At 45.4% G+C, this 22790-nt stretch carries 20 protein-coding genes; 14 read left to right on the forward strand and 6 right to left on the reverse strand.

Annotated elements, in window-relative coordinates:
• Positions 1-105: 105 nt before the first annotated feature.
• The 6 genes from E6Q52_RS04820 to E6Q52_RS04845 all read left to right on the forward strand — a co-directional run bounded on the left by E6Q52_RS04820 (position 106) and on the right by E6Q52_RS04845 (position 5456).
• A complete protein-coding gene (locus tag E6Q52_RS04820; protein WP_235273072.1) occupies positions 106-1803 on the forward strand; it encodes a phosphoethanolamine transferase in 1698 nt (565 codons plus the stop codon).
• A 405-nt stretch (positions 1804-2208) separates the two neighbouring features.
• Positions 2209-2550: a helix-turn-helix transcriptional regulator gene (locus E6Q52_RS04825; protein WP_047516712.1), complete on the forward strand. Its 342-nt coding sequence runs from the start codon at positions 2209-2211 to the stop codon at positions 2548-2550.
• Positions 2547-3005: an ArsI/CadI family heavy metal resistance metalloenzyme gene (locus E6Q52_RS04830; protein WP_047516709.1), complete on the forward strand. Its 459-nt coding sequence runs from the start codon at positions 2547-2549 to the stop codon at positions 3003-3005. Before E6Q52_RS04825 ends, E6Q52_RS04830 begins: the two co-directional genes overlap by 4 nt.
• Complete coding sequence (gene arsB, locus E6Q52_RS04835; protein ID WP_047516707.1) at positions 3006-4052, forward strand: ACR3 family arsenite efflux transporter; 1047 nt, start codon at positions 3006-3008, stop codon at positions 4050-4052.
• A gap of 16 nt (positions 4053-4068) precedes the next feature.
• Complete coding sequence (locus E6Q52_RS04840) at positions 4069-4539, forward strand: arsenate reductase ArsC (protein WP_047516704.1); 471 nt, start codon at positions 4069-4071, stop codon at positions 4537-4539.
• Positions 4540-4961: 422 nt separating this feature from the next.
• A complete protein-coding gene (locus tag E6Q52_RS04845) occupies positions 4962-5456 on the forward strand; it encodes a DUF305 domain-containing protein (RefSeq protein WP_235273071.1) in 495 nt (164 codons plus the stop codon).
• Positions 5457-5531: 75 nt separating this feature from the next.
• Here E6Q52_RS04845 and E6Q52_RS04850 read toward each other — a convergent pair whose 3' ends face one another.
• The 4 genes from E6Q52_RS04850 to E6Q52_RS04865 are packed head-to-tail and all read right to left on the reverse strand — an operon-like array spanning position 5532 to position 9903.
• A complete protein-coding gene (locus tag E6Q52_RS04850) occupies positions 5532-6932 on the reverse strand; it encodes a multicopper oxidase domain-containing protein (RefSeq protein ID WP_047516701.1) in 1401 nt (466 codons plus the stop codon).
• 2 nt (positions 6933-6934) lie between these two features.
• Positions 6935-8317 carry a TolC family protein gene (locus E6Q52_RS04855; RefSeq protein ID WP_047516698.1) on the reverse strand — a complete coding sequence of 461 codons (1383 nt, stop codon included), beginning with the start codon at positions 8315-8317 and terminating at the stop codon, positions 6935-6937.
• Positions 8307-9461 carry a DUF2231 domain-containing protein gene (locus tag E6Q52_RS04860; RefSeq protein ID WP_052179071.1) on the reverse strand — a complete coding sequence of 385 codons (1155 nt, stop codon included), beginning with the start codon at positions 9459-9461 and terminating at the stop codon, positions 8307-8309. Before E6Q52_RS04860 ends, E6Q52_RS04855 begins: the two co-directional genes overlap by 11 nt.
• A 52-nt stretch (positions 9462-9513) precedes the next feature.
• Positions 9514-9903: a hypothetical protein gene (locus E6Q52_RS04865; protein WP_292781907.1), complete on the reverse strand. Its 390-nt coding sequence runs from the start codon at positions 9901-9903 to the stop codon at positions 9514-9516.
• 294 nt (positions 9904-10197) lie between these two features.
• Here E6Q52_RS04865 and E6Q52_RS04870 point away from each other — a divergent pair, with 294 nt between their 5' ends.
• From E6Q52_RS04870 to E6Q52_RS04900, 7 genes are all read left to right on the forward strand, one after another.
• On the forward strand, positions 10198-10875 hold the full coding sequence (locus tag E6Q52_RS04870; protein WP_047516687.1) for a heavy metal response regulator transcription factor: 678 nt from the start codon (positions 10198-10200) through the stop codon (positions 10873-10875).
• Positions 10872-12266 (forward strand): heavy metal sensor histidine kinase, encoded by a 1395-nt coding sequence (locus tag E6Q52_RS04875; RefSeq protein WP_292781904.1) that lies wholly within the window; start codon positions 10872-10874, stop codon positions 12264-12266. Before E6Q52_RS04870 ends, E6Q52_RS04875 begins: the two co-directional genes overlap by 4 nt.
• Positions 12267-12410: 144 nt before the next feature.
• On the forward strand, positions 12411-12737 hold the full coding sequence (locus tag E6Q52_RS04880; protein WP_052179068.1) for a copper-binding protein: 327 nt from the start codon (positions 12411-12413) through the stop codon (positions 12735-12737).
• Positions 12738-12896: 159 nt separating this feature from the next.
• Positions 12897-13172, forward strand: a complete 276-nt coding sequence (locus tag E6Q52_RS04885; RefSeq protein ID WP_292819212.1) for a hypothetical protein — start codon at positions 12897-12899, stop codon at positions 13170-13172.
• Between the two features lie 63 nt (positions 13173-13235).
• The gene (locus E6Q52_RS04890; RefSeq protein WP_081979326.1) at positions 13236-14564 is read left to right on the forward strand and encodes a TolC family protein; all 1329 of its coding nucleotides are present in this window, start codon (positions 13236-13238) and stop codon (positions 14562-14564) included.
• Positions 14561-16180, forward strand: a complete 1620-nt coding sequence (locus tag E6Q52_RS04895; RefSeq protein WP_052179066.1) for an efflux RND transporter periplasmic adaptor subunit — start codon at positions 14561-14563, stop codon at positions 16178-16180. Before E6Q52_RS04890 ends, E6Q52_RS04895 begins: the two co-directional genes overlap by 4 nt.
• A gap of 2 nt (positions 16181-16182) precedes the next feature.
• Positions 16183-19338 carry an efflux RND transporter permease subunit gene (locus E6Q52_RS04900; RefSeq protein WP_052179063.1) on the forward strand — a complete coding sequence of 1052 codons (3156 nt, stop codon included), beginning with the start codon at positions 16183-16185 and terminating at the stop codon, positions 19336-19338.
• 120 nt (positions 19339-19458) lie between these two features.
• On the opposite strand, the gene cueR is transcribed toward E6Q52_RS04900, so the two are convergent.
• The gene (cueR, locus tag E6Q52_RS04905; RefSeq protein ID WP_047516677.1) at positions 19459-19866 is read right to left on the reverse strand and encodes a Cu(I)-responsive transcriptional regulator; all 408 of its coding nucleotides are present in this window, start codon (positions 19864-19866) and stop codon (positions 19459-19461) included.
• 133 nt (positions 19867-19999) lie between these two features.
• Here cueR and E6Q52_RS04910 point away from each other — a divergent pair, with 133 nt between their 5' ends.
• Complete coding sequence (locus tag E6Q52_RS04910) at positions 20000-20191, forward strand: heavy-metal-associated domain-containing protein (RefSeq protein ID WP_047516674.1); 192 nt, start codon at positions 20000-20002, stop codon at positions 20189-20191.
• 52 nt (positions 20192-20243) lie between these two features.
• Here E6Q52_RS04910 and E6Q52_RS04915 read toward each other — a convergent pair whose 3' ends face one another.
• The gene (locus E6Q52_RS04915) at positions 20244-22727 is read right to left on the reverse strand and encodes a heavy metal translocating P-type ATPase (protein ID WP_047516671.1); all 2484 of its coding nucleotides are present in this window, start codon (positions 22725-22727) and stop codon (positions 20244-20246) included.
• Positions 22728-22790: the final 63 nt, after the last annotated feature.

Raw genomic sequence — 22790 nt, forward strand, 5'->3', positions numbered from 1 at the left:
GCAAAAATTGCAGCATTCAGAACAGAATATTTAAATAAATTATTAATTATCAGTATGTTATGAATTGGCATCCGGCTTGCTTGTGGATAATGATATCAATAGAAAATGAGCCAAATGCTCTTAAGTACTTTCAAAACTCGGATTGCAAAATACTGTTTTCTACCAAATACACAAACAACGTGGATTTTGGCAGGTTCGTTATTTATCATGGTGACTGATAACCTTTCTCTTTTCCAAAACCTCCTAAAGACTTACCCATTCAATTTCCATAACTTACCTTTTCTAATTTCCTTAGTTATTTTCTTTTTTGCTACGATCGCAATTGTTTTCCAAATTCTTTGCATTGGAAAATCTGCCAAATGGATTTTAGCCTTGTTAATAATTGTTTCCTCCATTAATGCTTATTTTATGGATAGCTTTGGAGTGGTCATTGATCACACTATGATGGATAACGTAGCTCAAACTGATCTTAAAGAGCTGCAAGGGTTAATTAGTATCGAACTATTAATGAGATTGATTTTATTTGGATTGCTACCAGCGTATTTCGTTATTAAGTCCTTTCCAAAGGCAGGAGCATTTAATCAAGAAATCAAAGGGCGACTCAAAACTGTAGCAACTTTAAGCTTAACCACCCTAATAGTCGTGATGCCATTTACCGCGGGTTATGCGTCGTTCATTCGAGAACATAAAATTGTGAGATTTTATGCAAATCCAACTTACTCTATTTATTCTTCATACAAGTACTTGAATCAAGAAGCTAATGTTTATGAAGCACGCAATACACCTCTCAAAAAGATTGCAGAAGACGCTGTAAAAACCTCTACAACCAGCAATAAACATAAGTTAGTGATTATGGTAGTTGGTGAAACTGCCAGATTTGACAGATTCTCCCTCAATGGCTATCAACGGCTAACGAATCCCAATCTGGCTAAAGCCAATGTAATTAGTTTTGATGATGTTTCATCTTGCGGCACTTCAACAGGTGTTTCGGTTCCTTGTATGTTTTCATCCTTGGGTAAAAGACATTACGATAAGAAAGCTGCAGTGAATCAGGAAAATGTCATTGATGTGCTTGCCAGAAATGGTATCGACGTACTATGGAGAGATAACAACTCTGACTCAAAAGGGGTTGCATTGAGAGTCAAATACCAAGATTTTCAATCTACGACCTTAAATCCCATCTGCGACCCTGAGTGCAGAGATGTTGGAATGCTTGATGGTCTTGATAAGCATATTCAGTCTAAAAGTGATAAAGACATTTTGATTGTGTTACATCAAATGGGAAATCATGGCCCAGAATACTTCAGAAGGTATCCGGCTGCCTTTGAGAAATTTAGTCCTGTTTGTAAATCCAAAGAGCTAAAGGATTGCACTAAACAGGAAATCGACAATGCTTACGACAACGCAATCTTGTACACCGATTACTTTTTGTCAGAGGTCATTAAGTTTTTGAAACCCTATGAAGAAAACTATGATGTTGGAATGATGTATATAGCAGATCATGGTGAATCGCTTGGGGAATACGGAATGTATCTTCATGCAGCGCCGGTGATGATTGCTCCCAAAGAACAGACTAGAGTTCCGCTCATCGTTTGGACAGGTAATACCTCATCCTTTCCCCAAAGTCATTTAAGACAACACAAAAATGTTGCGCTTAGCCATGATGATGTTTTTTGCTCTTTACTAGTAGCATATGACTTCCGCTCGAATGTTTGTATGCCTTATGTGGAGTCAGCTAAACACCTATACAACTCATTAGATCACGATGTAATTGCAGTTGAAGATCAAGGCTCTACCAGCTAAGTTTTACCTATAGGTATTGTCCGAGTCTAATCGTTGTCATCTATTAGTCTTTTTAATACCTATAAATGCGTGCAATGATTCCTCATCAACCATCCATTATTTGATGTATGTAATCTAAATTACCTACCTCTAGAAGGTAGGTGACGTAATATAGTAAAGGCACCCATAGAACGTACCAACACACTTGTACCCCACTTGCAGCGTAACCTGGTAGCTTGGAAATTAATTTTGAGTGTGACTTTGGGGATGTCAGTTGAAATGTCGATTTAGCGATAATCACATAAAAATCGACTTCACCGTTGTTGTATTTTGTTTTTACATTACTACTGATTTTGATTAATCCTCTGCTTCATTCAAACCATCTAATGGTTGCATTATTTCCATAATTATGGAAATATAGAATACATGGACATCAAATCAGCAGTGACGCAACTTTCTTCAATTGCCCAAGAGGCTCGCTTAGAGATATTTCGCTTGCTTGTTCAAGCGGGGGTTGAAGGGCTGCCAGCGGGAAGCATTGGAGAGAAGCTTAATATTCCGCCCAGCACTCTCTCATTTCACCTTAAAGAGCTAAGCCATGCCGGACTGATTGACTCACGCCAGGTTAGTAGATTCATTTACTACACCGCCAACTATGCCGCAATGAATGGCTTACTTGCCTACCTCACTGAAAATTGCTGTGCAGGTGTGAACGAGTGCTGTCCTGATATAACAATCTGCAATCAAGAGAAAGGAAATGAACCATGAAACGTATGCATTTGCACATCTCCGTTGATGACATCAATCAAAGTGTAGGTTTCTATAGCAATCTGTTTGGTGCTTCGCCCACAGTATCGAAACCGGATTATGCCAAGTGGATGTTAGATGATCCTCTAGTCAATTTTGCGATTAGCAAACGTGGCGCTAAAGCTGGCCTAGACCATATTGGTATTCAGGTTGAGAGTGAGTCAGAGCTTGAAGAAATCAAAGACCGCTTAGATAAGGCTGAGCTGAGCTTGCTTACTGAAGAAGGCACGACTTGCTGCTACGCTAAGTCAGATAAGCATTGGGTACAAGACCCTTCGGGGATTGCCTGGGAAACCTATCGGACCTTAGACAGTGCTCCGACATTTAGCGGCCAAGAGACAACTGAGCCTAGCGCTGCATGTTGTGTGCCCGCTGCCCAGAAAGTAGAGTTTGCTACTAGAAAGCAGTGTTGCTAAATGAATGCCATCACTCAACCAAACTCAATAAGCAGCTTTGAGCGCAACCTGACATGGTGGGTTCTTGGATGCATTCTGGTCGGGATTGGATTAGGTGAAGCCTTTCCTAAGTTCTTTCAGGCTGTTGGAAGTCTCAAGATTGCAGAAGTCAACCTGCCTGTAGCTGCCCTAATATGGTTAATGATTATCCCGATGCTGCTAAAAATCGACTTCAAGACCATGGGAGACGTCTTGGCCCACAGCAAAGGGATAGGTGTTACTTTGTTCATCAACTGGATAGTAAAGCCTTTCTCTATGGCTTTACTCGCTTGGGTATTCATTCGTCATGTTTTCGGTGACTTGTTGCCCGCAGACCAGATTGATAGTTACATAGCCGGACTGATTCTCTTAGCTGCTGCCCCATGCACGGCTATGGTTTTTGTTTGGAGCGGCTTGTGTGGCGGTGAACCCAAGTTTACGTTATCTCAGGTTGCACTCAATGACGCCATTATGCTGTTCGCTTTTGCACCACTTGTAGGGTTGTTATTAGGCCTCTCGAATATCGTTGTGCCATGGGACACGCTTTTCCTGTCTCTAGTACTCTTCATTATTGTACCTGTGGTAATCAGCCAATTTGTGCGAGAGGTAATATTGTCTGGCCGCCCAAAATCACTTGATGCATTACTTAAGCGTATTCAGCCTATTTCTTTGTCCGCTTTGCTGGCAACCTTAATTTTGCTTTTTGGTTTTCAAGGCCAGCAAATACTTGCCCAGCCCATCGTTATTGTCCTGATAGCAGTGCCTATTATTATCCAGGTGTATTTCAACTCTATGCTGGCTTACTGGCTGAATAAAAAACTTAAGGTAGCGCACTGCGTAGCTGCTCCATCCGCGCTGATTGGTGCTTCAAACTTTTTTGAGTTGGCTGTCGCAACGGCTATTGCACTCTTTGGATTTAATTCAGGCGCCGCTCTAGCTACCGTTGTAGGTGTGCTGATTGAAGTGCCTGTCATGTTGTCAGTCATCGCAATTGTGAATCGTAGCCGTCATTGGTACGAGAGTGCCTAATAATCGAAAGCTATCAATGAATATTCTATTTTTATGTACAGGTAACTCATGCCGTTCAATTTTGGCTGAGGCAACATTCAATGCTCTGGCACCAACAGGCATGAAAGCAATGAGCGCCGGAAGCCAGCCTACAGGCGAGGTGCATCCACGTTCTATTGTATTGTTAAAGCGTGAAGGCATATCTACAGAAGGCTATTATAGCAAGTCATGGGATAGCCTGCCGGTGACCCCAGACATCGTTATTACAGTTTGCAGTAATGCAGCAGGGGAAACCTGTCCGGCCTATCTGGGAAATGTCTTAAGAGCGCATTGGGGAGTGGATGATCCTGCCAAAGCAACAGGCACAGATGCTGAGATAGAAGCTTCATTCGTTCAGGCTTATTCAATACTTCGCAAGAGGATTGAGGCATTTCTTAACTTAAGTCCAGACATCTTGAATGATAAAGAGAGACTTAAGCAAGAGTTACAGCTCATTGGTAATATTTGAACGTTCCTATGGTGCTTCATGGGCCACTAATTAAAGTCTAAAACACTATATCGTTTGTTAGCAGTGCTGCTGCTAGGGACTCTATAGCGTTTTAGGTCATGAGTTAACCGCAGGTCGCGATGCTTTGTTAAATGGTATGCCGTTGATGATCACTGGCAAGTTTGTTGGTTTTGGAATTTGTGTTATCGCCTCCCGCATGGGAGTAGCCGAAGAGAAGTTCGCATCACTACGATGGGGCGTATTTCATTCATGTGACCACGCATTCCACTGCCGAGCAACTAATTGACCTCATCTTTCTAAAAATTTTTTTTAAAAGACTCTCAGCTTAAAATCTCCATGCCATTTTATGACGGCAAAGATCTTGAACTCATCACTTAAAACCATGTCATCTCTTAAATCAGACAACTGACCAGGAGAAGCCAATGCAAAACTCTACTGCATCTCATCACAACCACCCGATGGGTTCAATGAAATACTCAAAATTTGTTCTAATGATTGTGGTAGGCACAATTGTCATGTTTGGGCTAATGTATCTGAATGTTTATTCGGTTGATCATGTTTTCTTTAGTGAAACTAGAGCATACATGGCACTGATCATGGGGGCGACCATGGCATTTGTTATGCTAGCTTTCATGTGGAATATGTACCCCAACAAACAAATCAATATACTCATTCTAGGGACTAGCGTCCTCGTTTTTGGGGTGTCACTGTGGTTAGTACGAAGTCAGACTACAGTCGATGATGTTGCATACATGCGTGCGATGATTCCTCATCACTCGATTGCTATATTAACTAGTGAACGGGCAAGAATAACTGATCCTAGAGTAAGGAAATTGGCGGACGAAGTTATTGAAGCGCAGCGCAAGGAGATAGATGAAATGAAAGGTTATATAACAGACCTGAAGCGGAATCAGTAACGATTCTAGAGCATATGATTGGCCTGTGTAGCGTCTTTCTACCGACTAAAACCAACCATATACTACCCAAATCAGTTAATGCCCTGAGTGGCCTGTTGGCTTTCTAACCTTAACGTCTGCATCATTTGTACTAACTGTATTCTTACGCTCAATCGGTGGCGCTTCTCTATCCACCGCATGAGCCACAGTGCCCGCCGGATGTTTATAATTTCCTGGATTTTTGTAATCATCTCGCTTCAGTCCATCTCTGACTTTAACAGTAGTGAACATCCCACCCATATCTATGGCACCAAATGGGCCTGTGCCCATCATCATAGGCAAGGTATTTTCGGGAATAGGCATATCCATCATCTCAGCCATATCAGTCATCTCTGACATGCCTGTTTCGCCCATTGGCATGTAGTCAGGTACCAATTTCCCTATTTTCTTGATGAGGTCTCCTTGTTTCACTCCAATCAGGGTGGGGACATCATGACCCATCGCATTCATTGTGTGGTGACTCTTATGGCAGTGGAATGCCCAGTCGCCCGGCGCATCTGCAATAAATTCAATCGCCCGCATTTGACCAACCGCCACATCGGTCGTAACCTCAGGCCAACGAGCCGTTTTTGGTATCCATCCACCATCAGTGCCTGTCACTTCAAACTCATGTCCATGGATATGAATGGGATGATTGGTCATGGTTAGATTGCCCATCCGGATTCGCACGCGATCATTTTTGCCAACAACAATAGAATCGATACCTGGGAATGCTCTGCTGTTCCACGTCCAAAGATTAAAATCCAGCATGGTATTGGTTTTTGGCGTGTAACTGCCTGGTTCAATATCATATGCATTGAGCAAGAAGATAAAGTCACGGTCAACCGGCATAAAATTCGGGTCTTTAGGGTGTGTCACCCAACTTCCCATCATGCCCATTGCCATTTGCAGCATTTCATCAGCATGTGGGTGGTACATGAATGTACCAGGACGTTTTGCTTCAAATTCGTAGACAAATGTCTTACCGGGTTCAATCGCAGGTTGCGTCAAGCCAGTTACTCCATCCATGCCATTCGGTAAACGTTGACCATGCCAGTGTATACTGGTTCGCTCAGGAAGCCTGTTGGTAACATATATTCGTACTCGGTCGCCTTCCACCACCTCAATAGTTGGCCCAGGACTTTGGCCGTTATAGCCCCATAGGTGTGCTTTCATACCAGGTGCAATTTCACGCACAACAGGTTCAGCTACCAAATGAAATTCTTTAACTCCATTGTTCATACGCCATGGCAGTGTCCAGCCATTTAATGTGACCACGGGATTATAAGGTCTACCGGTCGTAGGATGTAGTGGGGGTTGAGTAGTGGCCGCATCACTAGTTACTATTTCGGGCAGCGCAGCCATTGCAACTTTGCTGACGCTAGAGATCGCAACACCCGCCATCCCGAGACCTGCATATTTAAAAAAACTTCTTCTGTTTAAACCTGGATTACTCATGCTTATTGACCTTCCATCATTTGAGGACTTGCCACTAAAGTAGCTTGTAGCGCAGCGTCAGCCACCCAAAAGTCGCGTAATGATTCAATGTATCCTTTGACGCTTTGAACTTGCGCACGGGCGTCACCAAACAACTCAAACGGACTGGTAAGCATGCCGTTATATCTGAGTAAACTCTGCTGCAGGGTTTTCTTGCGCAAAGGCACGATTTCATCGCGGATGTGTTTGGTTGTGTCATAGTAAGTTCGATACGTGTTATAGGATTCACGGATCTCTGATTGCGCATTGATGACAGTTTGTGCCGTCCGATTCACTGCCTGCATATAAATGGCTTCTGCTCTCCCTACACGGGCGGTTCCCCAATCAAAAAGTGGAATTTCAAAAGAAAGATCGATGCCTTTTTTATAAGGATCACTACGCTTACCTTCTAGCACTCTAGCCGGGCCGATTTCGAGTACATTGATAAAACGTGTGGTTTTGGTAAGTCCGAGTTGTTTAGCGACGGCCTCCGTTTCCAAACGAACCTCCTGCAAATCCAGTCTTTGATCAAATGCACTCTGCTCAAAAGGCTGTAAATCATTAATGGTCTTCGGTAAATCTGGCAGCCTCTCTTCCAAGTGAAGTTCTGTAACTGATACACCCAATAGCCGGGCCAAAGCCTCATAGGCTTTGACCTGTTTGTTTCTGGCATTGGCATAATCTAATGCAGCATCTGCGTAAAAACTTTGCTCACGCATTTGTTGTATCTGATTCCAGTTACCCACTTGAAACATTCGTTTAGCCAGCTCGGCACTAGCTTCAGCTGACTCTTTCACCTGTTCGCTGTATCGGGTGAGCTCAGCAGCAGCTACTGCATTGAAATATGCAGCTCGGGTGTGGTTTGCCAACTTAAGCACTTCCATGGCAGTAGACTTCTGAGTTTGCTCAAATCTCCGCTTTTCAATTTCCACAGCTTTTGGCATGGTAATCAAAGAAAAAATGTTAAACGTGAAGGCCTGTTCGATTTTGTACTCGCCATCATTTTTGGCATACAACATTGAAAAGCGTGGATTAGGCAATCTGCCGGCCTGTACCAAATCAGCCTCCGATATACCTAAATCATAAAAGGCAGCCTGTAAGCCTCGATTGTTCAGTAGTGCAATCTGGACAGCGGCATCCGCGTTGATTTTCTGGGATAGTAATGACTGGACACGCTCATTGATCTTTTCATGTTCCTTTTCAGATTTAGGCCAAGCAATTTCCTGTTTAAGTTGTTTCTTGGCGATCTGCTGTACATTGTCAAAACCACCGTCTTTAGTGAACGTCGCACATCCGGTTAATACGAACACCGAAGCAAGCGCTAGCAATATTCCTTTATGCTTCAATGCAGTATCATTAATGTTCATGCTGAGCTCCTTCTGTACCATGCTGATGACTATGGCCAGTACCTGAAGTAGCGGGTATAGATAACACGCCAATACCGTGACGATAAACCACTTCACCACCTAACCAAGCAGTGACACTAATACCAATCGACAGTACCAATAATTGAATTACCATAAACAGAGATACTGGTTTTTTGAAGCCGTTCTTAGCGATATCCCACACTGCGACTCCAACCAGACCTAGAGCAGTTGGGATCGCCCACACCCGATGAGTCAGCATGGCCAGATGGCCTCCTTCATCATGGTTAACAGAATTGAAAGCCAACCAGCCAAAAATAACTGCACCTATTGCACCCAATGCAGCGAGCCATAAACTCATATGAGAGGCCACCGAAAAATGTTCTGTAATGGCGTACCGGCGAGTAAGGTAGGCGATCAAACCCAGCAAAAATGCAACGAGTGTCAATGCAATCGGAAAATGCACAATTGCCGGATGTACATTGGGGATTATTTCAAACCCTGTAGTTTGGGTGGAGGGCTTTGAATCAGGCTGGTTATCTGCCGAATTTGTTTGATCCTCATGGTTATGACTCCCATGATCATGGTTGTTATGTTCACTATTAGGCTCCGTTTGCTCTGCTGAATGCGTTTCCATTGCTGGCATGTCATCATGTTGATGTTCTTGCGGCATAGACTCATTCATGGATGTTGGTGACTCTTTAGCGTGAGCTTGTGAATTCACGTGCTCATGCTGGCTATGATCATGCATAGTGGCATGATCCATATTCATTGGTTGGCCTACATTACTTTTGGCTAATTGATTTTTCTGAGAGGACTTTTCTGTGCCATGTTGCGAATGGTCCATATGGTTCATCTGCGAGTGATCCATGCCTAACAAGTCATTAGATGGCATATTGCGCATGTCATGTCCTGCGTGACCACTTGAAGTTGGTGTATTGGCATCCATCCAATCTGTACGTTTTTGTTCAGTGTCACCTTTGTAATCATCAAACGCAGACTGATATGACTGTTCGGATTGACTATCCCCGGCGGCGCTCGTCTGACCGGACAATAACAGAATGACACTTGCGGCCGATAAGATATATTTAAACCAAGAGTAAGTGATATTGACTCTTGCCCCGTGTGGTCTTTCAATGAATGCCATAACAACTTTCGTGAACTAATAGCCAGCCTGTTGTAGGCTGGCCTGGTGAGATTTAGTGTTTATGAGTACCGGATTCTGCAGAGCTGCCATTTAATTCGGTTACCATATGATAATCAGTCATCATCTGATCCATCATTTGGTTCATGATATTTTGGTGCTCGGCAAACCAGTCATCCCGCTCTTTTTCGGTCATGCCTGCTTTTGGTTTCATAGACCGGCAGGTATCCATATTCTCATGCATTAATTTCATATGGTTGTCTAAAAGTTTTTGCCGTTCGGCCCCTTTGGCTGCCTGTGCTTGTTGTTGGACTTGCTTTGCCTGGGTGACACGTTGGATAAGCTGGCGTTGAGCTTCATCCATGCCAGCATTTGCGAGTGAAAAGAAGCCTGCAGCACAAAGTGCAATCACGATCATCATACGATTCAAAGTTTGCTTATTCATCTTGAAGCCTTTCTTAAATAATTTAAGTATTTATGCCTTGAGCTTTACTTCTTATCATTTGGCATTGAAATGACAGTTACCATTTTGCGCTGGGCTTGTTGACCACAACCTGACGGCAATATTACAAACTTGTCATGCTGTCTAGTGCGAACAAAAGCTGACATCATAAAAATGCCTATATTGATAGATGTTCCATAACTGATTGATGACTAGCGCATTACATCTTTGTAATCTTTGCCAGAGCCGTTAAATCTCATGCACAATTGATAGCATTAAGCTCGGTGCAAATTGCATATGAAAATCCTGATTATTGAAGATGAAACCAAAACCGGAGACTACCTGAAACAAGGCTTGTCCGAAGCAGGATTTGTGACTGATATCATGCGCGATGGCATCGATGGCTTGCATATGGCGATGACAGAAGATTACGATTTAATTATTCTTGACGTCATGTTGCCTGGCATGGATGGCTGGCAAGTTGTGAAGACTGTGCGGCAAATCGGCAAAGAAATGCCTGTCCTCTTTCTTACCGCACGTGATCAGATTGAAGACCGTGTTAAAGGGTTGGAATTAGGTGCCGATGACTACCTGGTTAAACCATTTGATTTTTCTGAATTGCTTGCACGTGTCAGAACGCTATTAAGGCGCGGTAAAATCAAAGAGGCAGAAGTATTGGAAGCTGCCGATTTAAAGTTGGACCTATTACGCCGACGAGTCAGCCGAGCAGGTAAACGAATCGAACTTACATCCAAAGAGTTTTCATTACTGGAATTATTGCTTCGCCGCCAAGGTGAGGTACTGCCACGTTCGCTCATTGCTTCCCAAGTTTGGGATATGAATTTCGATAGCGATACCAATGTCATTGAAGTCGCCATGCGACGCCTGCGTATGAAGGTGGACGATGACTTTGAACCCAAGCTCATCCAGACCATAAGAGGGATGGGGTATGTTTTAGAAACCCCTGAAAAATGATGCGCCCGCAATCGATTACCTTTCGGCTAACTCTGTTTTTCTCGACAGCATCAACTATAGTTTTGCTTTTGATCGGGCTATTAGTTGACTCACTAGTAGAGTCACACTTTGAACATATGGACCAAACTGAGCTTGAAGGAAAGCTTCAGCTCATAAGGCATGCTTTAGCAAATGTCCACTCTGACATGGATATGACTGAATTACCCGGTAAGTTAAATGACGCGCTTGTTGGTCATGCAGGTCTATTTGCTGCCATTCTGGACGCAAAACAACACCTTGTTTTTTCAACGACAGATAAAGCATTGACCGATCACCTGATGAGCAGGTTGACATCAAAAATATCATCTCAACATTCAAAAATGGTGATATTGAATCATGATGTTCAAATGTATAGAGGCCTATCTGCATATGCCGCCACTGACATACCAGGGCAGCCAAAAATGTTAATTGGTTTGGCCACTAATATAGAACATCACCAAGAGTTCATGGCAGCATTCCATCGCAACCTGTGGTTAGCGATTTGTGCCTGTATTGTCTTAACCATTCTATTAGGCTGGTTCGCTGCTAGGCGTGGTCTTGCCCCTGTTCGTGAAATGGCGGAAGTGACCAGAGGTGTTTCTGCAAGTCATTTAGGAGAGCGTATTCCCCTTGAATCTGTTCCACTTGAGTTGAATGGGTTAGCGCTCGATTTTAATGATATGTTGGCACGGCTAGAAAGCTCCTTTAAGCGTCTTTCGGAATTCTCATCTAATCTTGCTCACGAATTACGGACTCCGATTAGTAACTTGATGACCCAAACTCAGGTCATGCTGTCACGTGAGCGTTCTGCTGACGAGTATAGGGAAATACTATATTCAAGCCTGGAGGAGTATAAACGCCTGGCTCGCATGATCTCAGACATGTTGTTATTGGCCAAAGCTGATAATGGTCAACTTGTTCCAGATACAGAATTAATTGATTTGGCGCATGAGGTAAATGAACTTTTTGCGTTTTATGAAGCGGTGGCAGAAGAGAAAAATGTGGTGCTGACTGTATTGGGAGAGGCAACCACTAAAGGCAATAAGTTGATGTTGAGAAGAGCTCTAAGCAATCTTCTTTCTAATGCGATTCGACACACTTTAAAAAATAGTGAAGTCATAGTTCGGATTGAAACCCAACCAAATTTGGTGACATTGACGGTTGAGAATTCAGGAGAGCAGATCCCGTCGGAACATATACCTTTGTTGTTCAACCGTTTCTATCGCGTAGATCCATCCCGACAGAAAACCAGCGATGGCGCAGGCTTAGGGCTGGCAATTACAAAATCAATCATCGAAGCTCATCAAGGCAAAATTCGTGTCGTTTCTGATCAACATTCGACTAGGTTCGAAATCACTTTAACCAAAGGCTAATCTAACAATCGTCGAAAATGCCTCTTGACCTTACCATTATGGAAAGCTTTAGGATGACCGTGTTCCTCAGATGCCAAGGAATATCAATGATGTGTAACATTGTATTGAAAGACCCCCATTAATTAGAGATCACAAGGATTAAATATGAAAAAAATCATTACAAGTGTGTTTGTTCTGATTGCAAGCGCAATAGCAATTCCCGGCTTTACCATGGATGATATGCCTATGTCGTCTGAAAAGGTTTCAGAAAAGGTAATCACTGGCAAGGGTAAGGTGATGTCTATCAACAAATCCACCAATCAAATTAGACTCAAACATGAGCCAATCCCAGCTTTGAATTGGCCGGCGATGAATATGGAATTTAAGGTCAAAGAGAAAGCGTTACTCGACAAAGTAAAGATAGGTGACAACGTGACATTTACACTTGCTCCATCTGGTCAAGATTACGTTATCACCAGCCTGAAACAATAACGACCCAAACACTTGTTGGAATGTAACTTGACTGCTATATTCGGCAACTATATGAAGCTGATGCGCATAACGACCATGCTGTTGATACTGATACTGGCCTCTAGTCCAGTACTGGCGTCAGTGTGCTCTGTCTCCTGCGCATTGGATCAAGCTAGACACATGCAACAGGATAAGTTTGAAATTGCCATGCCATCTATGGATGTCGGTCATTGTGAGCATATGCAGCAATCGCCACCCGTCCAGCCTTCCGACACTCAAGACTCGTCACAGCAACATAACCATTGTTCTATGGCTGGCTGCCACTTTTCAATCGCGGCCACCCTGGAGTTAGACAAACAGGATTTCATGCTGAATGTTCCTGAGCATCAGCTATTGCACTTCAATGACTTTAGACGTTCCGCAGAACTCCCTCCCCCGATAAAACCTCCGGCTTGATTTGATATTCAGGGGCCCATACGTGCCCCTTGTTTGTCATTTTGAGTATTTCAGGAGTGTTTTATGAAAATCCTATCTCTAGGTATGCGCCTACTTTGCGGCTGGTCGCTCTTTTTCACCTATTCAGTCTATGCAGAACATGCCATGCATGGAGGCTTCGCCTCAGCGAATAGTCTTTCTTTAGGCGAGGCTATTGAATTATCAATTCAAAGGCAACCATTACTGCAGTCACTAGTAGATGCTGCCAAGGCGTCCAGAACCTCTGCTATCGCAGAAGCACAACTGCCGGATCCAAAAGTAAAACTTGGCATTATCAATCTTCCGGCAACAAATCGGGATGCATTTCGATTTGACCGTGAAGAAATGACCATGACCAGTATTGGCCTAGAGCAGGAAATGGTTCCGCAGGCCAAACGTGAGGCCACAGCGCAGTATTTGAATGCTGAGGCTAGACAATATGAAACGGAGCAATTAGTCAGCCAGCGCAACATACAGAGAGAGGTTGCCATCGCTTGGCTAGACACCTACGCTGCCCAACACAAGTTTGCACTGTATCGGGAAATCATAGAAACCATGCATGCCGAGCGCAAGGCCGCACTTGGTGCAGCCAGTACCGGTGGCAAGCCATTGAGTGACATCCTTAAACTGGATGCTCAATTAGCGTCTGCCAGGGACAAATCCCTGATGGCTCAGTTGGAAGAAAGAAAAGCACGTGCAGGACTCGCACGTTGGCTGGGAAATGATGCCAAAAGACAGCTCAGCGATGAGATGCGTCTTTATACGCCCAAACGCCCGCAGCTAACCATCCTAGACCAGCGTTCAGAACTGGAAGATAACCCTCAATTACTCAATGCAAGACAACAAGAGGCTGTGGCAGTCTCTGACCTTGATCGCGCTCAACTAGGCAAGCTATCGAACTGGAGTTGGGAGGTCGGTTACGGCAAGCGTTTTGCAGGCGCAAGTGACATGGTGACTTTCCAGGTTGCCTTTGATTTGCAAACAGATAGAGCGCACCGCCAGGATCAGCGTACGGCCGAAAAACAGTTGTTGCTAGAACGGGCGCGCAAGCTAACAGAGGATCGCCGCTTAGAACTGTCAGCAGCACTGGAGGCTGCACGTGCAGACTGGGAAATCACTGAGGCTCGCGAACTCGAACATCAGCAGCGTCTCATTCCTGCTGCGGATGCCAGGCTCAAATTGCTAGAAGCTGCCTATCGTGCAGGCAAGCCTAACTTGGCAGAGGTCTGGGAAGCAAAACGAGATGTGTTGGAAATACAGATTGAGCATTTGAATATCCAGACTGAACTACAACGTGCAGCAATCAATATTGCATTCCTCTTGAATGACGAACATTTTTTCACCGCACAATCACCTGCAGGGAGTCACCCATGAAACGCTTGAACCAGATATCACTTGTCATACTGTTTGCGCTGGTCAATATGGGAATTTGGTTGTGGTGGTTGCAGTCGCATGGCTCTGCTCCCTCATCGGAAACAACACCCAAAGCTGAGACATCTGCACCAATGATCAATGGTGTAGTACAGGACGGTAGTGGCAAAACCGTTGCATATTGGTATGACCCTATGGTCCCTACGCAGAAATTTAACAAGCCAGGCAAGTCACCGTTTATGGACATGCAACTGGAACCCAAATACATGGAAGCGAATACTGAAAATGCTGGGGTCTCTATCCCAGCGCAAATTCAGCAAAATCTGGGAATACGCTTAGCAACCGCCAGTATGTCCCAATTTGGGGAAACCTTGTCGGCAGTCGGCCGCATTGAACCAAACCAGCGCGGGTACTACGTAGTACAAACCCGTGTGCCAGGCTTTGTAGAGCGCTTAAGCGTACGCGCCATCGGAGATAATGTTGTCAAAGGACAAAAAGTCGCAGAGGTATATGCGCCTGAATTATTGACCGCACAACAGGAGTATTTAGCTCTATTGGCATATCAGCCTGGTTCAGAGAATGCTAACGCCGGTGAAATGTCGTTCAATACCCGCGACCTTGCACAGGCTGCACGTAACCGTCTGAAGTTACTCGGGATGAGCGAGAGCGAAATTGTAGCCATCACCCATGCTGGCCGTGCCAATGCACGCTTCAGTGTTTATGCCCCGGCATCCGGCATCGTGACGGAATTGGGCTTGCGCGAAGGGGCACAACTGATGCCCGGCAGCAGCTTGATGCAAATCACTGACTTTTCGAATGTATGGCTAATAGCAGAAGTCCCGGAGCGGGATGTAGGCCGCGTACACCTAGGCAGCGAAGCAGACATCCAGCTACAAGGCATGCCAGGTGAAACATTAAAAGGTAAAGTCAGCTATGTTTATCCCACGCTGGATAACACATCACGCACTATGCAGGTACGCATTGAGTTGCCAAATAAACAGGGCAAGCTGCGCACCGGCATGTTTGCCAATATTATGCTGGCAGGTGCTAAGCATGAATCAATTGCTGTTCCGAGTGAGTCGGTCATCGTGACGGGCACCCGTAAAGTGGTGATCGTCAAACTGCCAACCGGGTTTAAACCGGTCGAGGTGACTACCGGAGAAGAATATGCTGGCAATACCGAAATACTTTCTGGTTTGTCAGACGGTGACCAGGTTGTGGCATCCGGTCAGTTCCTGATTGACTCGGAAGCTTCGCTCTCAGGAGTACTTGCAAAGCTCTCACAGACAACACCCTCAGAAGCAACCGAAATATCGATGAAGATGGATGGACACAACACTCCCCAGTCTGCTCAGAAAATGCCACAGGGTAGCGGCAAAGTGACGGCCATAGATCGCAAAAATAGTCAGGTTACCCTCGCGCACGATCCGATTCCTGACTTGGGTTGGCCAGCTATGACCATGGCCTTTCAGGTAAAGGATGTCATGCAGCTGGATACGCTTAAACCAGGCGACCAAGTGAGCTTCGACCTAAAGTCTGACCCGGTAACGGAACAGTACGACATCGAGCATATCCACAAACAGTCTGACCAAGCGCGTGTGATGAAGGGGCAGAAGTAACCATGCATACACCTAAACAACCATCTCACACACTTGGCGTCATCACTAGATTGATCCAGGTGTCGGCTGCCAACCCACTTCTGGTCATTCTGGTTAGCTTAATAATCACGGCCTGGGGTTTTTTTGCCATGCTACGAGCCCCTCTGGATGCCATCCCTGACTTGTCTGACACGCAAGTTATCATCCGTACGCCCTGGGCCGGCCAAGCACCACAGATTGTCGAAAACCAAATTACCTATCCGTTGACGACGACGATGCTTTCCGTACCTGGGGTGAAAACAGTACGCGGCTATTCTTTCTTTGGCGATTCATTTGTTTATATCTTGTTTAATGATGGCACAGATCAATACTGGGCCAGATCGAGGGTACTGGAATACTTAAGCCAGATATCTTCGCGCCTACCCAAAGGTGCTTCACCTAGCTTGGGTCCGGACGCAACTGGTGTGGGCTGGGTTTACGAATATGCATTGGTGGATAAATCCGGTCAGCATGATCTTGGTGAATTACGGGCCATGCAGGACTGGTTTCTCAAATTTGAGTTGAAAACCATCCCTGGCGTGGCCGAGGTAGCGACGTTAGGTGGTCTGGTTCGCCAATATCAAATACAGGTGGATCCAGATAAATTGCGTAACTACAGAATCCCATTATCGAAAGTGACTGCGGCCATTCAAAATGCCAATCAGGACACAGGTGGTGCAGTGATTGAGCTGGGCGAGGCGGAATACATGATACGGGCGCACGGTTATCTAGACACGCTAGAAGACTTCAAAGCCATTCCAATCAGTGTCTCGGAAGCGGGGACGCCGATTCTGCTAGCGGATATTGCCCGCGTGCAGCTAGGCCCAGAATTGCGCCGTGGCATAGCTGAGTTGAATGGTGAGGGGGAAGTTACAGGTGGCGTGATTGTCGTCCGTGCTGGTCAAAATGCATTACAGGTGATTGATGCCGTCAAATTAAAACTTGAAACACTAAAAAAGAGCCTGCCTGCAGGCGTCGAGGTAGTCACGACTTACGACAGGTCCCAACTAATCAAGCGTGCAGTTGATAATCTCACTCATAAGCTGATTGAAGAGTTTCTCGTCGTAGCGCTAGTATGCCTGGTGTTCTTATGGCATCTCAGGTCAGCCATGGTGGCGATTGTCGCATTGCCACTGGGTATATTGATCAGTTTTATAGTTATGGACTATCAGGGCATCAATGCCAACATCATGTCACTGGGTGGTATTGCGATTGCCATTGGCGCCATGGTCGATGCTGCCATTGTGATGATAGAGAATGCGCACCGCAAACTCGAAGAGTTTCGCATAGCAAATGGGGAGCCTGATCAGCGACAAAGAGCAGCGGTGATTATTGAGGCGGCCTGCGAAGTTGGCCCGGCTTTATTTTTCTCATTGCTGATTATTACCTTGTCATTCATTCCGGTATTTACGCTGGAAGCCCAAGAAGGAAAATTGTTTGCACCGCTGGCTTATACCAAAACCTATGCCATGGCCGCAGCAGCTGGTCTGTCAGTCACATTGATTCCCGTATTAATGACCTTTTTCATTCGTGGCAAGATACGCCCCGAAGCTGATAATCCATTAAATCGCTGGTTGATCGCCATTTACAAGCCCATGCTTTCGCAAGTACTCAAGCATCCGGTACTGACCTTGGGGGTGGCAGTACTCCTGGTCGTCATGACATTGATCCCACTCGGTAAACTGGGTAGTGAATTCATGCCTCCGCTTGATGAAGGAGATTTGCTCTACATGCCCACTGCTTTACCAGGCCTATCTGCGTCCAAAGCTTCCGAAATTTTGCAGTTAAGTGACCGCCTGATTAAGACGGTGCCTGAAGTGAAATCGGTATTCGGTAAGTCAGGTCGTGCAGAAACAGCTACTGACCCTGCGCCCCTCGAAATGCTGGAGACAACCATTCAATTCAAGCCACGTTCGGAGTGGCGTGCGGGCATGACCACCGAGAAACTGATCCATGAACTAGATACCAGATTGAAAATACCTGGCATGGCCAATGTCTGGGTGCAACCCATACGCAATCGCATTGACATGCTATCTACTGGGATCAAAAGTCCGGTAGGTATTAAAATCGGAGGAGCGGATCTGGCCACTTTGGAGAAACTCGGTCAGGAAGTAGAACGCATCATGAAAACGGTCCCCGGCGTGGGTTCGGTTATTGCTGAACGAGCTACTGGTGGACGTTATCTGGATGTGCGCATCGACAGATTGAAGGCAGCACGCTACGGTTTGAATATTACCGATGTCAACGAACTGGTTTCTAGCGCAATTGGCGGTGACAATATCGGCGAGAAGATTGATGGGCTGGCACGTTTTCCGATCAATCTGCGCTTTCCGAGGGAGGTCCGGGACTCCGCCGATAAGCTCAAAACGCTGCCTATCATTACAGAGTCAGGTGCCAGCGTACCCTTGGGAGCCATAGCAGAGGTTAGCTACACCAACGGTCCGCCGATGATCAAAAGTGAAAATGCACGCCCCAATGTCTGGGTGTATGTTGATATACAGGATAGAGACTTGGGTAGTTTTGTTAACGAAGCCAAGGCCACATTGGATAAACAATTACAACTTCCAGCTGGCTACTCACTCAACTGGTCTGGACAGTTTGAATATTTTGAACGCGCATCTAAACGACTAAGTTATGTGGTGCCCATGACCATAGGGATCATTTTCATACTGCTGTTTATGGCATTTAAACGGATAGGGCCTGCTTTGTTAATCTTAACCAGCCTGCCATTTGCTTTGGTGGGTGCCATCTGGTTTCTGTACCTGCTTGGTTACCATTTTTCTATTGCCAGTGGTGTTGGCATGATTGCCTTATCCGGTCTGGCTGCTGAATTCGGCATTATCATGTTGGTTTATCTGGATGAGGCTGTAGACCGTTACAGGCAAGCCGGAAAACTAAACAGCAAGCAAGATTGGCATGATGCCTTGATTGAAGGTGCTGCTTTGCGAGTACGCCCTAAGGCCATGACAGTGGCCGTGATCTTGGCTGGCTTGATTCCGATATTGATTGGGGACGGAACTGGCTCTGAGGCAATGAGTCGGATAGCAGCTCCTATGGTTGGAGGAATGTTAACTGCCCCATTACTGTCACTTTTTGTACTACCTGCAGCCTATATGTTGCTCATAAGAAAAACAAACTGATAAAAATAGGGCCGGAGCATGCCAGTGTGATGGCCCTAAACACTCTTCAATTCTGAAGTCATCACCCTCACAGCTCGATTAAACATTTTTAATAACAAGCATTCTTCAAGGCTAACCACATCAGGCAACGTGATCCGATAAACCGTCAATAATAGGACACTCTGGCCGATCATCTCCATGACAGCAGTCCACCAGCTTTTTTAGCTCAGATTTAATTTTCGCTAATTGTGTAATCTTTTGCTCCAAATCCTGTACATGCTTTTGGGCCAGTGCTTTTACATCACTGCTCGACCGGTCTGGGTCTCCCCATAAACCAAGTAAATCCTCTATTTGTTTAATTGAAAACCCAAGATCGCGTGCATGACGGATGAAAGTTAGCGTATGCACATCTTTCTCAGAATATTGTCTATATCCAGACAAAGTACGTGAAGCCGCTTGTAGCAAGCCAACACTTTCATAATGCCGGATCATTTTCGCAGATATTCCGGATTGTTTGGCAGCCTGACCGATGTTGAAAAACCGACTCATGATGATGGCTCCTTAATGTAACGCGAACATTCTTTTGTACTGCTTCATTTTATTATCAACTAAAACGCTTGACCTTCCAATCATTGGAAGGTCTATGCTTAAGATACTATCAACTTCAACCAAGGAGTTCATTATGCAATTACATATTGAAAATATGACGTGTGGCGGTTGTGCCCGGGGTGTCACCAAGGCCATTAAAGATGTAGACCCAGAAGCCAATATCGTGACTGACCCGCCAAATAGGTCGGTGACAGTTGAAAGCTCTGCTGCTCCAGGTCTGATAGTTTCTGCTTTGGAAAAAGCCGGCTTCCCACCTCGCCAGTAGTAATTCATCAGCCTGTTGAATTTATCAACAGGCTTTTTTATGTACATATTTCTTAAGCAACTAGCGGCTGGAAACGACGTAACCGCAAAGCATTTGCAAGTACAAATACACTCGATAAGGCCATGGCGCCAGCTGCAATGATTGGCGACAGCAATAATCCAAAGGCTGGGTACAATGCCCCAGCAGCAACCGGTATCAATGCCGTGTTATAGCTGAAGGCCCAGAACAGGTTTTGCCGAATGTTGCCTATGGTTGCCTTTGATAAGGCAATAGCGTTTGGAACGCCTTGAAGATTGCCAGAAATCAAAACCACATCGGCTGACTCCACAGCCACATCGGTTCCGGTACCGATGGCGAGGCCGACATCAGCCTCAGCCAGTGCCGGCGCATCATTGATACCATCTCCCACAAAAGCGGTATACCCGTAACTCGATTTCAAGCGACGAATTGCTTCGACTTTACCTTCAGGCATTACTTCAGCGATGACTTCGTCTATACCCAACTGATTTGCGATTGCACGGGCTGTGCGGGCATTGTCACCGGTAATCATAGCCACTTTCAGGCCTAGTTGATGCAATGCGGCTATCGCTAGTGGTGTGCTAGCTTTGATGGGATCAGCGACTGCAATAATCGCTGCCAGTTTTCCATCAATCGCCGCATATAAAGGTGACTTGCCTTCTTTGCCTAGTCGTTCAGCTGTGTTTGCAAAGTTTTCTACCCCTAGACCGAGTGCACGTATAAATCGGTCGGCACCTATCTCAATCTTCGCCCCTCCTACCGTTGCTCGAACTCCCATACCGGTAATGGATTCGAAATCGTCCAATTCCGGCAATATAATGCTCTCTTCATTAGCTGCGGCCACAATGGCACGGGCAATTGGATGTTCAGATTGAGATTCCACGGTTGCCACTTTTGCTAGAACATCACTGCGGTCAAAGCCTATTGCGACTTCTAAATCGGTCAGCACTGGACGACCTTCCGTTAACGTGCCGGTTTTATCTACGGCCACTACTTGAGCGTCTTTCAGCATTTGCAAGGCTTCGCCTTTTTTGAAAAGCACACCCAATTCAGCACCTCGGCCAGTACCGACCATAATAGAGGTTGGTGTGGCCAAGCCCATCGCACACGGGCAAGCAATGATCAATACAGCCACGGCATTGACCAGTCCATATGTCAAAGCTGGAGATGGCCCAAATATCATCCAAGCTATAAAGGTGATAACGGCTGCAAGCATAACCGCAGGCACAAACCACATAGTGACCTTATCGACGACCGCTTGAATAGGCAATTTGGAACCTTGTGCCTGTTCAACCATACGGATGATTTGTGCAAGCATGGTCTGTCCACCAATGGCTTCAGCACGCACTCTAAAAGCGCCTGTTTGGTTGATGGTTCCGCCTACAACGCGTGAACCTTGTGTTTTTTCAACTGGTATTGGTTCACCCGTGATCATTGATTCATCTACAAAGCTTTGACCATCAGTGACTGTGCCGTCCACGGGTATTCTTTCGCCTGGTTTTACTTCAATCATGTCATCTATTACTACGTCATTGATTGCAATACTTACAAAACTTCCATTACGCATCACATGCGCTTCTTTGACTTGCATTTTTGCCAATCGCTTAATCGCTTCTGATGTACGACCTTTAGCTTTCGATTCGAGATAACGACCAAGCAAAACCAATACAACAATGATCGCTGCAGCCTCGTAGTAAACATTGACTGTGCCATCAGGTAAAAGGTGAGGGATGAATGTCGCGACAACAGAATATCCAAATGCAGCCGTAGTTCCTACAGCAACAAGAGAGTTCATGTCTGGGGCTAGGCGATAAAGGGCGGGAAAGCCTTTCTGGTAGAAACGCCGTCCAGGTATGGTCAATACAATTGCTGTTAATGCGAACTGCAGGTACCAGCTCCAATCCATGCCAATTGTAGAAAGAATCAACTCATGCGCGCCCGGAATGAAGTGAGAGCCCATTTCAAGTAGAAACACGGGTAAAGCGAAGGCGGTGGCTAAGTACAGGTCGCGTTTTAGCGCTGCTCTTTCAGCATCTTTTTTGAGACTATTGGCATCGTTATCAGGCTCAAATCCTGAAGAAATCTCTTTTGCCTCATATCCGATATTAGTGATCGCGGAAATCAGTTCATTCGCTGAAACATTTCCTTTAATGGTTGCTCGTTCGGTCGCTAAGTTTACTGTGGCTTCAGAAACACCTGGCACTCCTTTGATGGCACTTTCCACGCGACCTACACAACTGGCGCATGTCATTCCTTCTACAGAGAGCTCTATCGTATTGCTTGGCACGCTATATCCCACATTTTCAACTGCGGTGATTAATTCTTTGCGATCCACTGGTTTTACCAAGTGAATATCTGCACGTTCAGTGGCTAAGTTGACTGATACACTGCCTACACCATCCACTTTTGATAATGCAGTTTCCACTCTACCTACACAACTGGCGCAGGTCATACCGTCAATGGGCAAATTGATAATGTCAGGATTTGAACTCTTGTTTTCGATGCGTTCTGTAGTCATCACGGACTCCTTGCATAGTCGTGAGTCACACTTTAAACCTTCCCATATGGGTAAGGTCAAGCC

The organism is Methylophilus sp. (assembly GCF_008015755.1).
Classification (GTDB): domain Bacteria; phylum Pseudomonadota; class Gammaproteobacteria; order Burkholderiales; family Methylophilaceae; genus Methylophilus.

What these genes read in the sequence shown, in the direction of transcription:
- E6Q52_RS04845 (WP_235273071.1), top strand. Translation starts at nt 4,962, where the DNA reads ATGCAAAACTCTACTGCATCTCATCACAACCACCCGATGGGTTCAATG.
- cueR (WP_047516677.1), bottom strand. Translation starts at nt 19,866, where the DNA reads ATGAGTCGGTTTTTCAACATCGGTCAGGCTGCCAAACAATCCGGAATA.
- E6Q52_RS04865 (WP_292781907.1), bottom strand. Translation starts at nt 9,903, where the DNA reads ATGAATAAGCAAACTTTGAATCGTATGATGATCGTGATTGCACTTTGT.
- E6Q52_RS04900 (WP_052179063.1), top strand. Translation starts at nt 16,183, where the DNA reads ATGCATACACCTAAACAACCATCTCACACACTTGGCGTCATCACTAGA.
- E6Q52_RS04910 (WP_047516674.1), top strand. Translation starts at nt 20,000, where the DNA reads ATGCAATTACATATTGAAAATATGACGTGTGGCGGTTGTGCCCGGGGT.
- E6Q52_RS04860 (WP_052179071.1), bottom strand. Translation starts at nt 9,461, where the DNA reads ATGGCATTCATTGAAAGACCACACGGGGCAAGAGTCAATATCACTTAC.
- E6Q52_RS04885 (WP_292819212.1), top strand. Translation starts at nt 12,897, where the DNA reads ATGCAACAGGATAAGTTTGAAATTGCCATGCCATCTATGGATGTCGGT.
- E6Q52_RS04880 (WP_052179068.1), top strand. Translation starts at nt 12,411, where the DNA reads ATGAAAAAAATCATTACAAGTGTGTTTGTTCTGATTGCAAGCGCAATA.
- E6Q52_RS04840 (WP_047516704.1), top strand. Translation starts at nt 4,069, where the DNA reads ATGAATATTCTATTTTTATGTACAGGTAACTCATGCCGTTCAATTTTG.
- E6Q52_RS04830 (WP_047516709.1), top strand. Translation starts at nt 2,547, where the DNA reads ATGAAACGTATGCATTTGCACATCTCCGTTGATGACATCAATCAAAGT.
- E6Q52_RS04850 (WP_047516701.1), bottom strand. Translation starts at nt 6,932, where the DNA reads ATGAGTAATCCAGGTTTAAACAGAAGAAGTTTTTTTAAATATGCAGGT.
- E6Q52_RS04890 (WP_081979326.1), top strand. Translation starts at nt 13,236, where the DNA reads ATGAAAATCCTATCTCTAGGTATGCGCCTACTTTGCGGCTGGTCGCTC.
- E6Q52_RS04895 (WP_052179066.1), top strand. Translation starts at nt 14,561, where the DNA reads ATGAAACGCTTGAACCAGATATCACTTGTCATACTGTTTGCGCTGGTC.
- E6Q52_RS04825 (WP_047516712.1), top strand. Translation starts at nt 2,209, where the DNA reads ATGGACATCAAATCAGCAGTGACGCAACTTTCTTCAATTGCCCAAGAG.
- E6Q52_RS04855 (WP_047516698.1), bottom strand. Translation starts at nt 8,317, where the DNA reads ATGAACATTAATGATACTGCATTGAAGCATAAAGGAATATTGCTAGCG.
- arsB (WP_047516707.1), top strand. Translation starts at nt 3,006, where the DNA reads ATGAATGCCATCACTCAACCAAACTCAATAAGCAGCTTTGAGCGCAAC.
- E6Q52_RS04915 (WP_047516671.1), bottom strand. Translation starts at nt 22,727, where the DNA reads ATGACTACAGAACGCATCGAAAACAAGAGTTCAAATCCTGACATTATC.
- E6Q52_RS04875 (WP_292781904.1), top strand. Translation starts at nt 10,872, where the DNA reads ATGATGCGCCCGCAATCGATTACCTTTCGGCTAACTCTGTTTTTCTCG.
- E6Q52_RS04870 (WP_047516687.1), top strand. Translation starts at nt 10,198, where the DNA reads ATGAAAATCCTGATTATTGAAGATGAAACCAAAACCGGAGACTACCTG.
- E6Q52_RS04820 (WP_235273072.1), top strand. Translation starts at nt 106, where the DNA reads ATGAGCCAAATGCTCTTAAGTACTTTCAAAACTCGGATTGCAAAATAC.